Genomic DNA, 13,233 nt, shown 5'->3' on the forward strand with positions numbered 1-13,233 from the left:
AAACCAGAAGGCCTCTCCGTTCGTTCGGAGGGGCCTTTGCCGTTTCAAGCCTCAACAGTCGTGTCCCCGATCAGCGACAGCAAGTGCTTGTGCCGGGCCGCGTTCAGGAGCAGGTAGCAGTCTTCTTTCGCCCGCCCCGGTAGGGATTGACCAGGCCGGCGGAGAGCAGGGCGGCGGCCGGATCGCTTCCGTCGGCAAGGGTGAGCGCCGCGACGACGCGCCCGAAATACTTGTCGCCAGAAATCTCGGTGAGCGCGACAACGGGCGAGGCTTTCAACAACTCGGTGAGGATCGACTGGGCCTCCAGTGCCGCGCTACGGACGGCCGGGCAGCGCGATTTCAGCTCCGGCGCATCGATCCCCCGCAAACGAACATAGGTCTTCACATGATGGTCCGGCCAAGGCATGGCGCTCACCAGCACCGTGTCTCCGTCGATCACCCGGATCAGTTCGGCCGCGACCGGGCCGGCGATCTGTTCCGCAGCCACGCTCTGCCGAGCGGTGAAGACCGCGCCGAGCAGGGCCAGTATGCATATCGTGGCATGGAAAGGGTGATTGCGCATGACTGGAACATATTCCTATCACGCGCGCTTATCAATAGGCTTTTATTCAGATCAGAAGTCGATCGCCCGGCCCTTGATCTCCCAGTCGCCGAAGCGGGCCGGATCGGCGCCGCCGCGTCCGCCGATTTCCGGCGCGGGCTCCGCATTCTGCTCGGCCCTCCGGCGTTCCTCCGCCTCGGCCAGGGCACGCTTGGCTGCTTCGGTCAGCGGCTTGCGCGGCGGCTGTCCGGTGTCTGGCTGGTCCGGTGCGGTCCGTAGATTGTCGTTGTCGGCGTTTGCGCTCATGTCCGATTCATTCCGGCGATCATTGAAACTTGGCTGGGGCAATTTACATCTAGTGCAGTCCGGCGCGCCAACCAAGCCGTGAATTGTTCCTGCCGACGGAGAGAAGCGATGAATATGATGCGTACCGCCATGCTGCTCGCCTTCATGACGGCCCTGTTCATGGGGGTCGGCTACCTGATCGGCGGCCAGACGGGCATGCTGATCGCCTTCGTCGTCGCCGCCGGCATGAATTTCTTCTCCTACTGGAACTCCGACCGCATGGTGTTGTCCGCCTATCATGCGCAGGAGGTCGACGAGAGCAGCGCGCCAGAATTCTATCGCATGGTCCGCGATCTGTCGGCCAATGCCGGGCTGCCCATGCCGCGGGTCTATGTCTTCGACAACCCGCAACCGAATGCGTTTGCCACCGGTCGCAATCCGCAGAACGCGGCCGTCGCCGCCTCCACAGGCCTTCTCCAGCGTCTCACGCCGGAGGAAGTGGCCGGCGTCATGGCGCATGAACTGGCGCATGTCGAAAATCGTGATACGCTGACCATGACGGTGACGGCGACGCTTGCCGGCGCGATCTCCATGCTGTCGAACTTCGCCTTCCTCTTCGGCGGCAATCGCGATGACCGCAACAATCCGCTCGGCTTCGTCGGCGTGCTGATCGCCATGATCGTTGCGCCGCTGGCGGCCATGCTGGTGCAGATGGCGATCAGCCGGACCCGGGAATATGCCGCCGACCGGCGCGGTGCCGAGATCTGCGGCAATCCCCGCTGGCTGGCTTCTGCTCTGGCGAAGATCGCCGGTGATGCCTCGCATATCGAAAACGACGACGCCGAGCGCAATCCGGCCACGGCCCATATGTTCATCATCAATCCGCTCTCCGGTCACCGCATGGACAACTTGTTTTCCACGCATCCGAACACGGAAAACCGGATCGCCGCCCTGCTCGACATGCAGGAAAGCGCAACTGGGGGATCGACGCGGCCGGAACGCACTGCTAATGCGCCACGTAAGGCGCGTTCCGTCCCGAACACCGGGTGGGGTCGCGGCGGCTCCGAACCACCCAAAGGTCCATGGTCTTGAACGACGAGAAATCGCGCGGAAAATCAAAGAATTTCAAAGCCGGACGACCTGCAGGTTCGGCTCGGCGGACTGACCTCGCCGAAAAGGCCGGGCTCGATGCGCGCATTGCCGCGACCAAGATCCTCGGCGCGGTGCTCGACAAGAAGACATCGCTCGACGGCATGCTGGATGCCGAACATGGCAACCCTGCGGTTCGCGATCTCTCCGAAGCCGACCGTGCGCTGGTGCGGGCCATCCTGCACAGCGCGCTCAGGCACCTTCCCCGCATCGAGGCGATCCTCGACAGCCTGCTCGATACGCCGCTGCCGGAGGGCGCCCGTTCGCTCAAGCACCTGTTGATCATCGCGGCCGCGCAGATGCTCTATCTCGATGTTCCGGATCATTCGGCCGTCGATCTCGCCGTCGAACAGGCAAACCGGGATCCGCGCAATCGCCGTTTCGCCAAGCTGGTCAATGCACTGCTGCGCCGGATCGGCCGCGAGAAGGATGCGCTTCTTGCAAGCGTTGCCTCGCTTCCCTGCCTCCCGACCTGGTTCCTCGAGCGACTGACGACTATCTACGGGCGCGAAACAGCGCTCGCCATCGCCGAAGCCCAGCTGCAACCGGCGGCCATCGACCTGACGGTCAAGCATGATGCTGCGCTCTGGGCGGAGAAGCTGAACGGCAAGGTGCTGCCGACCGGCAGCGTGCGGCTGGAAAAGTTCCGCGGCGCCATCCCGGCGCTCGACGGATTCGACGAAGGCGCATGGTGGGTCCAGGACGCGGCAGCGGCCATCCCGGCCAGGCTGTTTGGCGACATTCGTGGCAAACGCGTCGCCGATCTGTGCGCGGCGCCCGGCGGCAAGACCGCCCAGCTTATTGCCCTGGGCGCCGAAGTGACCGCAGTCGAGCAATCACAGTCGCGCCTGAAAAGGCTCGAGGGTAATCTGGCTCGTCTCGGCTTGAAAGCCGATTGCGTGCTGGCCAGCCTGCTCGACTTTCGCCCCGAGCAAGCTTTCGACGCGGTTCTGCTCGATGCGCCCTGTTCCTCGACCGGTACCATGCGTCGCCATCCGGACGTGCCGTGGACCAAGGGGCCGGCCGATATCGCCAAGCTGGCGGAGCTCCAGGAACGCCTGTTGCGCCATGCCCTGACGCTGGTCGGGTCGGGCGGGGTGGTGGTCTTTTCCAACTGCTCGCTGGACCCGCTCGAAGGCGAGGACATGGTGGCCCGGGTGCTCGCCGATTGTCCGGATTTTCGGCGCATCGAGATGAAGGCTTCCAACTGGCCCGGTCTCGAACAGGCCATCACCCCGCGCGGCGAAATCCGCACGACCCCGGCCATGCTGGCCGCAGACGGTGGCCTTGACGGCTTTTATGCTTGCGTCATCGCTAAAATTTAACGGAAATTTCACCAGAATTGTTAGACTTTGAGGGAATGCGCGGTCGTCGGCTCGTCGGGCAGGTGCTGCGACGACAGGTTGACGGACAGGATCCGAACAAAGAGGCGGACGATGGGGCGGATCGGGACGGTACGGCCATGCGTGGTGTCCACCCCGGATCGGTTCCAGCGTCACGGCTTGGAAAGACGATGCGACTGACGCAACGCCAGAGGCTGGTCTATCTCTATCTCGCGGAAACGTCCCGCCGGGTGTTCCGCAGCCTGGCGCCGCCACGGGCGCTGGCGGTCGGTCTGCCGGGCGCGGTGTCGCACCGTCTGATCGTTGCCCCGACCGATCTGCGCGCCATCGATCCCTTCGTCGCGGAAGAAATCTACCAGGGTCGCTTCCCGCTGGCCGGGCGGGTTCTCGATGCGGGAAGCCAGTCACCGTTCCTGCTGGAACTGCCCTCCTATCACTTCGCCGTCCGGCTGCACGCCTTTTCCTGGCTGCGCCACATCCGTTCCGACAAGAGCAGTGCTGCCTGCGCCAATGCCCGGGCACTGGTCGACGACTGGATCGAGCTGCACGGTTCGCGGATAGACGGGGTGGCCTGGGAAGTCGATGTGATCGCCCAGCGGATCATCGCCTGGCTTTCCCATTCGACCGTCGTGCTTCAGGATGCCGAAAGCGGTTTCTACCGGCGCTTTCTCGGCAGTCTTTCCTTTCAGGTCCGTTATCTTCGTCGCTGTGCGCGATATGCGCCGGCAGGGCTTCCGCGCCTGCGGCTGCGCATTGCGCTTGCCATGGCCTCGATCTCGATGGAGGCGCGGGGCTCGGCAATCCGGCGGGCCGCGCGCGAACTCGATCGTGAGATCGATCGGCAGATCCTCCCCGATGGCGGGCATGTGTCGCGCAATCCGCAAGCCGCCGTCGACCTGCTCTTCGATCTGCTGCCCCTGCGGCAGACCTATATCAATCTCGGCCACGATGTTCCGGTGAAGCTGATCCCGGCGATCGACCGCATGTATCCGGCCATTCGCTTCTTCCGTCATCAGAGTGGCGATCTCGCCCTGTTCAACGGGGCGAGCTCGACGCTCGCCAACGACCTGATGTCCGTGCTGCGCTATGACGAGACGGCCGGCCAGCCGTTCAAGGCCCTGCCCCATTCGCAGTATCATCGCATGGCGGCGGGCGGTACGGTTCTGCTGGTCGATACCGGTCTGCCGATTTCCGCCGAACTGTCACGAACCGCCCATGCCGGTTGCCTGTCGTTCGAGCTTTCCTCCGGACGCCATCGTTTCATCATCAACAGCGGCTTGCCGCGCTTTGCCGGCGAAAAGCTCAGGCAATTGGCGCGCACCACGGCCGCCCATTCGACCGTGTGCATCGGTACGGCCTCCTCAGCGAGGTTCTCCACTTCCGATTATCTCGGACCGGTCATGGTCGCCGGCGTGTCGAAGGTCGATGTTTCGCGCCAGACCGGACCCGATGCGAGTGACCGCCTGTGCGCGAGCCATGACGGCTATCTGAGCAAGTTCGGCCTATTGCACGAGCGCGAGATCCGCGTGAATGAAGCGGGCAACAAGATCGCCGGGCGCGACCGGTTCCTCAAGCCGGATGGCACGCCGTGCACCGAAGCCCCGGCGGAACCGGCGATTGCTCGCTTCCACATTCATCCGGCAATCACGCTCGAGCGGATCGATGAGCGCCGGGTGCGGCTGCTGGCCCAGGACGGCGAGAGCTGGACGTTTTCCATTCCTGCGGGGGAGCTTGCGATCGGCGAGGACGTCTTCTTCGCCGATGCCTCCGGGGTGCGGCCTTCGCAACAGCTGGAACTGGCCTTCCAGGGCCCGGAAATACGCTGGTTTCTCGCCCATCACGCATAGAATGGTTCCATCCTCCGGTCAGCTGTGCTAGGCGGCGGCATCGCGCTCGCGATCTCCCATCTCAAGCGGCGCGGCAGATCAGATCGGAGCAGAACCATGGCCGTCGCATCCAAGAAAATCCCCGTTCCCGACCGCGTGAAAATCCGCACCGCCCTGCTGTCGGTCTCCGACAAGAGCGGCATCGTGGAACTGGCGCAGGCGCTCAGCGCCATGGGCGTTCGCCTGCTGTCCACCGGCGGTACGCACAAGGCGATCGCTGGGGCGGGTCTGCCGGTCACCGACGTCTCCGAAATCACGGGCTTCCCCGAAATCATGGACGGCCGCGTCAAGACGTTGCATCCGAACGTGCATGGCGGCCTGCTGGCGATCCGTGACGACGAAGACCATGTCGCCGCAATGCGCCAGCACGGCATCGAGAGCATCGATCTTGCGGTCATCAATCTCTATCCCTTCGAGGAAGTCCGCGCCGCCGGCGGCGACTATCCGACGACGGTGGAGAACATCGACATCGGCGGCCCGGCGATGATCCGTGCCTCAGCCAAGAACCATGCCTATGTCACCGTGCTGACCGATCCGTCCGACTACCCGGCCCTGCTCGACGCGCTGAAAGCCGACGATTGCCAGACCACCTACGCGCTGCGCCAGCAGTTCGCCGCCAAGGCCTTTGCCCGCACGGCAGCCTATGACGCCGTCATCTCCAACTGGTTCGCCGAGGCCCTGTCGATCGAAATGCCGCAGTATCGCGCCATCGGCGGCTCGCTGAAGGAAGCCATGCGCTATGGCGAAAACCCGCACCAGAGCGCCGGCTTCTATGTCACCGGCGACCAGCGGCCGGGAGTTGCCACCGCGACCCTTCTGCAGGGCAAGCAGCTTTCCTACAACAATATCAACGACACCGACGCGGCCTTCGAGCTGGTTGCCGAATTCCCGGCCGAAAACGGCCCGGCCTGCGCGATCATCAAGCACGCCAACCCTTGCGGCGTGGCCACCGGCCCGAGCCTGGTGGAGGCCTACAAGCGGGCACTGGCCTGTGATTCGACCTCGGCCTTCGGCGGCATCATCGCGCTCAACCAGATGCTCGATGCGGCAACGGCGGAAGAAATCGTCAAGCTGTTCACCGAGGTGATCATTGCTCCCTCCGTCAGCGACGAAGCCAAGGCGATCATTGCCGCCAAGCCGAACCTGCGTCTTCTGACCACCGGGGCTCTTCCCGATCCGCGCGCCCGCGGCATCGTCGCCAAGACGGTTTCCGGCGGCCTGCTCGTCCAGTCGCGCGACAATGTCATGGTCGAGGATCTCGAACTCAAGGTCGTCACCAAGCGCGCGCCGACCCCGACCGAGCTGGAAGACATGAAGTTCGCCTTCAAGATCGCCAAGCACGTCAAGTCGAACGCCGTGATTTACGCCAAGGACGGCCAGACGGCCGGCATCGGTGCCGGCCAGATGAGCCGCGTCGATTCCGCGCGCATCGCGGCGCTGAAGGCCGAGGATGCCGCCAAGGCGCTGGGTCTGGCCGAACCGCTGACCAAGGGCTCGGCGGTTGCCTCGGAAGCCTTCTATCCCTTCGCCGACGGCCTGCTCGCGGCAATCGCCGCCGGTGCCACCGCCGTCATCCAGCCCGGCGGGTCGATGCGCGACGCCGAAGTCATCGCCGCTGCCGACGAACATAATGTGGCGATGGTCTTCACCGGCATCCGCCACTTCCGCCACTGATCGCGGAGTTTATCGACTATCCAGCAAAGGCCCGGGAAACCGGGCCTTTTCTCATGGCTCGAGCGGTCTTGCCGGATGGGCGGCGGGATACGGCGTCCTCAGCAGGATCAGCAGGCCGCCCAGCAGGAAGATGATCAGGCTCGCCATGCCGATGCGCGCCGATCCCGTCCAGTAGGTGAGCAGCGAAAAGGACAGCGTCGCCATGAAGCTGGTGGCGCGGCCGGAGAGTGCGTAGATGCCGAAATAGCGCCCGGCTTCCGCCGGGCTGACGCTGCGCGCCAGATAGGAGCGCGAGGAGGCCTGCACGGGTCCGAAGGAAACGCCGATCAGCAGGCCATAGAGGATATAAGCCTTTTCGGCCGGGGTGGAGAACAGGCCGTCGGTGGATCCGATCGGCAGGTCGATCAGGCCAAACAGGGTAAAGTCCGGCCCTGTAGAGATCATGCCCAGCGTGGCGGCCAGCAGTAGCAGCAGCGCCAGCACCACGACGAATTTCGAACCGAGCCAGCGGTCGAGCGAACTTGCCGCCACGCAGCCGAAGATTGCGATGACGTTGAGGATGATGCCGTAAATGCCGATTTCCATCGTATGCCAACCGAACATCGCCGCGGCGAAGATGCCGCCCAGCGTCAAGAGGCCGTTGACGCCGTCCTGATAGATCATGCGCCCGACGAGGAAGCGGAAAACGCCAGGCTTGTGCTTCAGCTCCCGGAGCGTGCTGCCGAGCTCTGCGAGACCGGAGCGTACCGCCGTGGTCAGCGGCTTGCCGCGGGTCGCATCGGGCGTGAAGAAGAACATGGGCAGGATAAAGACCAGATACCATAGAGCCGAGATCGGCCCGGTGATGCGGGCATCCTCGCCCGTCGCCGGATCGAGCCCGAACAGCGGCGTGGTGCCGAGGATCGTCTTGCCGGTTTCCGGGCTCGCGGCGATGAACAGCACGACGCTGATCAGCACGATCATGCCGCCGAGATAGCCCATGCCCCAGGCGATGTTGGACACGCGCCCCACGTCCTTCTGGCCGATGAGCCGGGTCATCATCGAATCGTTGAAGACGATCGAGAATTCGGCCGCAGTGGTGGCCAGTACCATCAGGAGGACGATGAAGGCGACCGAGGAGCCGGGCGCGGCGGTCCACAGCAGGCAGAGGGCGGCGATCTTGATCGCCGCAAAAAAGGCGATCCACGGTTTCCGTGAGCCGGATTCGTCGGCGATCGAGCCCAGTATGGGCGACAGCACGGCGATGATGACCGAAGAGATCGTCGCCATGTTGCTCCAGGTCGCCTGGGCGGCGATAGGGTCGCTCGTCATCCGCGAGACGAAGTAGGGGCCAAAGATGAAGGTGGTGATCACCGTGAAGAAGGGCTGGGCTGCCCAATCGAACAGCATCCAGCCCACCACGCCACGACTGTAGATTCCACTTCGGCGACGGTCACCCGCCGCATCTGCCAAGTCCGTCACAGGTAGTCCCTTCCCCGCTATCTCGGGGCGGAGACTGTCATCTTGTCCCGTCGTTCGCAAGGTCACTCAGCAGGCCGGCCGCCACGGTGATCTTGGCCAGGCTGGTGTCGCTGGTTTCGCTCAGCGCGGCCAGCTCGCCGCCGAGGCGCTCGACCCTTTGCCGCGCCGCCGAGAGCCACGCCTCGACCGGCTGTTTATCCGCGCCATGGCGGGTGAACGCCGAGACGACGATATTGCGGCGTGCCGCGGCGATCTGGTCGAGGCTGCGGGCGAGAGCGAGGCTTTCATAGTGATCATTGCTGACGATGCGGCTGCCGGCGACCAGAATCCGGTCGATGCGGAAGACGTCGGAGACGGCGAAGTAACCCTCCACCACCCTTGCCAACGGTGCCTGCGTGCGCGCCGCGATCTGCATCACTTCGGGCACCAGCACCAGTGTCAACAGTCCGACCACCTCCTCGGCCAGATCGGCAGGCGCGCCCGCCTCGACCAGTTCGCCGACCTCATGCTGGAGCATGGTCTTCAGATGGGCCGGAAGGGTTGTGCCGAAGGCCTGCTTCGACGCCTTTACGGCAGTCTTGAGCCGTGCCAGGGCCTCGGAAAGGTCGCCTGAGGCCATGCCCGTCTCGACCAGGAGGCGCGTCGTTCCGGCATAGACGCGGGCGGCAATGGCATGCAGCCTGTTTTGCGCCTCGCCGGGTATCTTCGCATCCAGCGCGTCGATCTTGTCCCAGATGGCCGGAAGCCCCAGGCCGTCGCGGGTGATGAGCGCCGCCTTGACGATCTGCGGCGGCAGGGCGCCTGTCGCATCGCCGATTGCCGCGATGAAGCCGGGACCGCCGCGGTTGATCGCGTGGTTCGCCAGTACGGTCGCGATGATCTCGCGGTGGAGGCGATGCCCGGCAATGTCGGCCGCAAACGTCTTGCGCATCTTGGCGGGGAAATAGTGGGTGAGGGCGCTCTCGCAATAGGGATCGTCCGGAAGGTCGGAAGCGACCAGCTGATCGAACAGCACGATCTTGGCATAGGAGAGCAGAACGCCGATCTCGGGCCGCGTCAGCGGCTTGCCCGACGCATAGCGCTCCGAAAGCGTGGCGTCGTCCGGCAAAACCTCGACCTTGCGGTTCAGCCGGCCGAGCTCTTCCAGGTAGGTCATCAGGCGGCCGAGCTCTTCGCGATTGGCGGTGCCCTTTCGCTCGATCAGCGAGATCGCCAGCGTCTGGAGGTAATTGTTGCGCAGGACCAGCGAGGCCACCTCGTCGGTCATCTCGGCGAGCAGCTTGTCACGCTTGTCGCGGCTCAACCGCTTCTCGGTGAGAGCCGAGGAAAAGGCAATCTTGATGTTGACCTCGACGTCGGAGGAATTGACACCGGCCGAATTGTCGATCGCGTCCGAATTCAGGCGGCCTCCGGCAAGCGCATAGGCGATGCGCCCCTTTTGGGTGACGCCGAGATTGGCGCCCTCTCCGATCACCTTGGCACGCACCTCCCCACCGGTGACACGGATGGCGTCATTGGCGCGGTCACCGACTTCTGCGTCCGCCTCGTCCGGTGCCTTGATGTAGGTGCCGATGCCGCCGAACCAGAGAAGATCGACCGGCGCCTTCAGGATGGCGTTCATGATGTCGAACGGCGTTGCCACCATCTTGTCGAGACCGATCGCGGCGGCGGCCTCGGGCGTCAGCGTGACCGATTTCTCGGTGCGGGAAATGATCATTCCGCCTTTGGAGAGGAGCTTCCTGTCATAGTCCTGCCAGCTCGAGCGCGGCAGGGCGAACATGCGCTTGCGCTCGGCAAAGGAGGTGGATGTGTCCGGATCGGGATCGATGAAGATGTCACGATGGTCGAAAGCAGCGACGAGACGGATCTTCTCCGACAGCAGCATGCCGTTGCCGAATACGTCGCCCGACATGTCGCCGACGCCGGCGACGGTAAAAGGCGTCGTCTGGATGTCGATGTTCATCTCGCGGAAGTGGCGCTTGACCGCTTCCCAGGCACCCCTTGCGGTGATGCCCATCTTCTTGTGGTCGTAGCCCGCCGATCCACCGGAGGCAAAGGCGTCATCCAGCCAGAAGCCGGCGGCCTGCGCCAGGCCGTTGGCGGTGTCGGAGAAGGTGGCCGTGCCCTTGTCGGCGGCGACGACGAAATAGGGATCGTCCTCGTCGAGACGGACGGTGTCGGTTGGCGGCACGACATTGCCGCCGCCGATGTTGTCGGTGATCGACAGCATCGTTGTCACATAGGTCTTGTAGGCTTCGGTCCCGGCGGAAAGCCAGGCATCGCGGCTGCCGCCGACCGGCAGCTGCTTGGGGAAGAAGCCGCCCTTGGCGCCGACCGGCACGATCACCGCGTTCTTCACCTGCTGTGCCTTGACGAGGCCAAGCACCTCGGTGCGATAGTCCTGGGCGCGGTCCGACCAGCGCAGGCCGCCGCGGGCGACCTTGCCGAAGCGAAGGTGAACGCCTTCGACCTCGACCCCGTAGACGAAGATCTCGCGGAAGGGCTTGGGCTCCGGCAGGCCCTCGAGGCGCTGCGGGTCCAACTTGAAGGCCAGCATCGGACGATGGCCGGTGGCATAAGCCGGCTGGAAATAGTTGGTGCGCAGGGTTGCATCGACCGAATTGACGTATCGGCGCAGGATCCGGTCTTCGTCGAGACTCGGCACCGATGCGAGCGCGGCCTCGAGTTCGCCGCGCGCTTCCTGCTTCCTGCGCTGGCGCGCCTTGTCGGAAAGCTTCGGATCGAAGGTCAGCTCGAACAGGCCCAGAATGCCTGCGGCGATGGCGGGATGCTTGAAGAGCGTATCGGCGATATGGCGCGGCGAATAGACGAAACCGCACTGGCGCAGATGGGCTGCATAGGCGCGCAGCACGTTTGCCTGGCGGGCGGTCAGGCCGGCGGTCATGACCAGGCGGTTGAATGCGTCATTGTCGAGCATGCCGGTGAACGCCAGGACGAAGGCTTCCTCGATCAGTTCGCCCTGCGAGGCGATGTCGAAGCCGCGGCCGCTCTGAACCTGCAGTTCCATGTCGTGCAGCACGACGAGCCCTTCCTGATCCGTTCCCTCGTCAAGGCCGATGTCGAAAGTGCGTTCGCTGATGACGTTGAAGCCCAGGTTTTCGAGCAGCGGGACGCGGCGCGAGAGCGGTAGGTGAGCGCCGGCATGGAAAATCTTGAGATAGAGCAGCGGGTGATCCTCGCCCTCGACCTCATGGAAGGCGATGGAGATCGGCGCGCCGTCGCGGCAAGCCTTCACATGGCGCAGGTCCTCGACCGCTTCTTCGGCGGTGAAGGCCTCCTGGAAGGCCTGGGTGACGGAAAGCCTCGGCGCGTCGCTGCCGGCCAGTGCGGCAAAACGGTCGTCCCAGCGGGCCGTGATCTTGCGGACCGCCTCCTCCAGCTTGGCCTGCGCGATGCGCGGCGTCTTGCCCTCGGAACGTCCGATGATGATGTGGACGCGGGCCACTCCGCCCTCCGGGAAAGCCGGGTAATAGGCCGAGACATGTCCGTCATAGACGGTCTTGAAATAGTTGCCGATCTTTTCGCGGACGATCGAGTTGTAATCTTCGCGCGGCACATAGACGATCAGCGACACGAAGCGGTCGAACTGATCGATGCGCGGCAGGACGCGCACGCGCGGCCGTTCGGCGAGATCGTTGATCTGTTCGCAGAATTTGGCCAGAAGCTCGGTATCGATCTGGAACAGGTCGTCGCGTGGATAGGATTCCAGCGTGTTCTCGAGGATACGGCCGGAATGGCTCTGCGGGTCGAAGTCGAAATGGCTGATGACCTTGTCGACCTTGGCGCGCAGGAGGGGAATCTGGTTGACCGAGCGCGTATAGGCCGTTGCCGTGAACAGGCCGACGATGCGCAATTCGCCGATCACCTTGCCGTCGGGTCCGAAGCGCTTGATGCCGACATAATCCATGTAGGCGCGCCGGTGGACCACCGATTTGACGTTGGCTTTGGTGACGATGAGGAAGTCCGGGCCCTGCAGGAAAGCGAGAATTTCCGGCGTCGTGGTCACCGCATCCTTGCCTTGGCGCAATACCAGAACGTCCGGGTCGGAGAGGATGCCCAGTCCCTGGCCGAGGCTGCGCTCGACCTTAGCGTTCGCGCCTTCGCCGGAATAGATGTATTCGCGCATGCCGAGGAAGGTGAAGTTGTCCTTGCGCAGCCAGTCGAGAAAGGCGAGGGCCTCGTCGCGATCAGCCTTGCGGCGGCCGGCGACGGTCGTCGACAGTTCCTGCATCGCCGAATCGAGCAGGGCAAGCATCGGCTTCCAGCCGGTAAAGGCCAGCTTGACCGCGGCAAGCACGCCGGAAAGACGCTGCTCCAGCGCCCTCGCCTGTTCCGGGCTGAGTGGCGCCAGGTGGATCTGCATGTAGCTCACCCTTGTGGCGCCGGCTGCCTCGTCTTCCGGTGTGGAGAGGCTCACCTCTCCGCCTTCAGCCAGCGTCAGGATGGGATGGACCGCCATGGAAATGTCGCGGTAGACGCTTGTCACCTCGCCCATCACCGAATCATAGAGAAAGGCCTTGTTGCGGTCGACGATCGACAGGATGCTGACGGAAGCGCCGTCCAGGGTCACCTTGGTTGCCGTCTCGATCGCGATGCGGGGAGCCTCGCCGTCCCAGGCGGCAAGGTCCGCTGCCGCGCGAATGGCCGAGACGGCCAGCATGTCCGGGGTGTAGAGGTCGAGATCGTCATTGCTGGCACGGCCGAAGAGAATTCCCGGGTCGACAAAGGTTTCGCCGGCGGCCGCGGCGATGTGGCGTGCGCTTTCGAACTGCTGCTCCCGCCGGGACTTCTTGCTCGCGACCATTGTTCACTCCCTCCAATGTCATTCGCATGTTGCACGTTTGTACAACAAAAGACCTTACCAAGACATAGA

Annotated in this window: 8 protein-coding genes; 4 read left to right on the forward strand and 4 right to left on the reverse strand. The window is 64.1% G+C overall.

All coding sequences use genetic code 11. The features are described 5' to 3' along the window. Window positions 1–103 precede the first annotated feature (103 nt). Together DYZ14_RS15255 and DYZ14_RS15260 are read right to left on the reverse strand one after the other, a co-directional pair. Window positions 104–562, reverse strand: coding sequence for a thermonuclease family protein (locus DYZ14_RS15255; protein WP_154721465.1), 459 nt, complete (start codon window positions 560–562; stop codon window positions 104–106). 51 nt (window positions 563–613) lie between these two features. Continuing rightward, a complete protein-coding gene (locus tag DYZ14_RS15260; RefSeq protein ID WP_154721466.1) occupies window positions 614–847 on the reverse strand; it encodes a DUF1674 domain-containing protein in 234 nt (77 codons plus the stop codon). Between the two features lie 108 nt (window positions 848–955). On the opposite strand from DYZ14_RS15260, the gene htpX reads away from it, so the two are divergent. The 4 genes from htpX to purH all read left to right on the forward strand — a co-directional run bounded on the left by htpX (window position 956) and on the right by purH (window position 6,878). Beyond that, window positions 956–1,918, forward strand: coding sequence for a zinc metalloprotease HtpX (gene htpX / locus DYZ14_RS15265; RefSeq protein WP_154721467.1), 963 nt, complete (start codon window positions 956–958; stop codon window positions 1,916–1,918). Next, the gene (locus DYZ14_RS15270; RefSeq protein ID WP_154721468.1) at window positions 1,909–3,300 is read left to right on the forward strand and encodes an RsmB/NOP family class I SAM-dependent RNA methyltransferase; all 1,392 of its coding nucleotides are present in this window, start codon (window positions 1,909–1,911) and stop codon (window positions 3,298–3,300) included. Before htpX ends, DYZ14_RS15270 begins: the two co-directional genes overlap by 10 nt. Window positions 3,301–3,488: 188 nt before the next feature. Then, window positions 3,489–5,165: a heparinase II/III family protein gene (locus DYZ14_RS15275; protein WP_154721469.1), complete on the forward strand. Its 1,677-nt coding sequence runs from the start codon at window positions 3,489–3,491 to the stop codon at window positions 5,163–5,165. A gap of 96 nt (window positions 5,166–5,261) precedes the next feature. Then, window positions 5,262–6,878 (forward strand): bifunctional phosphoribosylaminoimidazolecarboxamide formyltransferase/IMP cyclohydrolase, encoded by a 1,617-nt coding sequence (gene purH, locus DYZ14_RS15280; RefSeq protein WP_154721470.1) that lies wholly within the window; start codon window positions 5,262–5,264, stop codon window positions 6,876–6,878. Window positions 6,879–6,929: 51 nt separating this feature from the next. Here the strand turns inward: purH and DYZ14_RS15285 are convergent, their stop codons facing one another. Beyond that, a complete protein-coding gene (locus tag DYZ14_RS15285; RefSeq protein WP_154721507.1) occupies window positions 6,930–8,267 on the reverse strand; it encodes an MFS transporter in 1,338 nt (445 codons plus the stop codon). Window positions 8,268–8,376: 109 nt separating this feature from the next. Further along, entirely contained in the window at window positions 8,377–13,164 is a 4,788-nt protein-coding gene (locus DYZ14_RS15290) for an NAD-glutamate dehydrogenase (protein ID WP_154721471.1), read from the reverse strand. Window positions 13,165–13,233: the final 69 nt, after the last annotated feature.

Source organism: Ciceribacter sp. T2.26MG-112.2 (genome assembly GCF_900492205.1).
Lineage (GTDB): Bacteria > Pseudomonadota > Alphaproteobacteria > Rhizobiales > Rhizobiaceae > Allorhizobium > Allorhizobium naphthalenivorans_A.

What these genes read in the sequence shown, in the direction of transcription:
- DYZ14_RS15255 (WP_154721465.1), bottom strand. Translation starts at nt 562, where the DNA reads ATGCGCAATCACCCTTTCCATGCCACGATATGCATACTGGCCCTGCTC.
- DYZ14_RS15260 (WP_154721466.1), bottom strand. Translation starts at nt 847, where the DNA reads ATGAGCGCAAACGCCGACAACGACAATCTACGGACCGCACCGGACCAG.
- htpX (WP_154721467.1), top strand. Translation starts at nt 956, where the DNA reads ATGAATATGATGCGTACCGCCATGCTGCTCGCCTTCATGACGGCCCTG.
- DYZ14_RS15270 (WP_154721468.1), top strand. Translation starts at nt 1,909, where the DNA reads ATGGTCTTGAACGACGAGAAATCGCGCGGAAAATCAAAGAATTTCAAA.
- DYZ14_RS15275 (WP_154721469.1), top strand. Translation starts at nt 3,489, where the DNA reads ATGCGACTGACGCAACGCCAGAGGCTGGTCTATCTCTATCTCGCGGAA.
- purH (WP_154721470.1), top strand. Translation starts at nt 5,262, where the DNA reads ATGGCCGTCGCATCCAAGAAAATCCCCGTTCCCGACCGCGTGAAAATC.
- DYZ14_RS15285 (WP_154721507.1), bottom strand. Translation starts at nt 8,267, where the DNA reads ATGCTGTTCGATTGGGCAGCCCAGCCCTTCTTCACGGTGATCACCACC.
- DYZ14_RS15290 (WP_154721471.1), bottom strand. Translation starts at nt 13,164, where the DNA reads ATGGTCGCGAGCAAGAAGTCCCGGCGGGAGCAGCAGTTCGAAAGCGCA.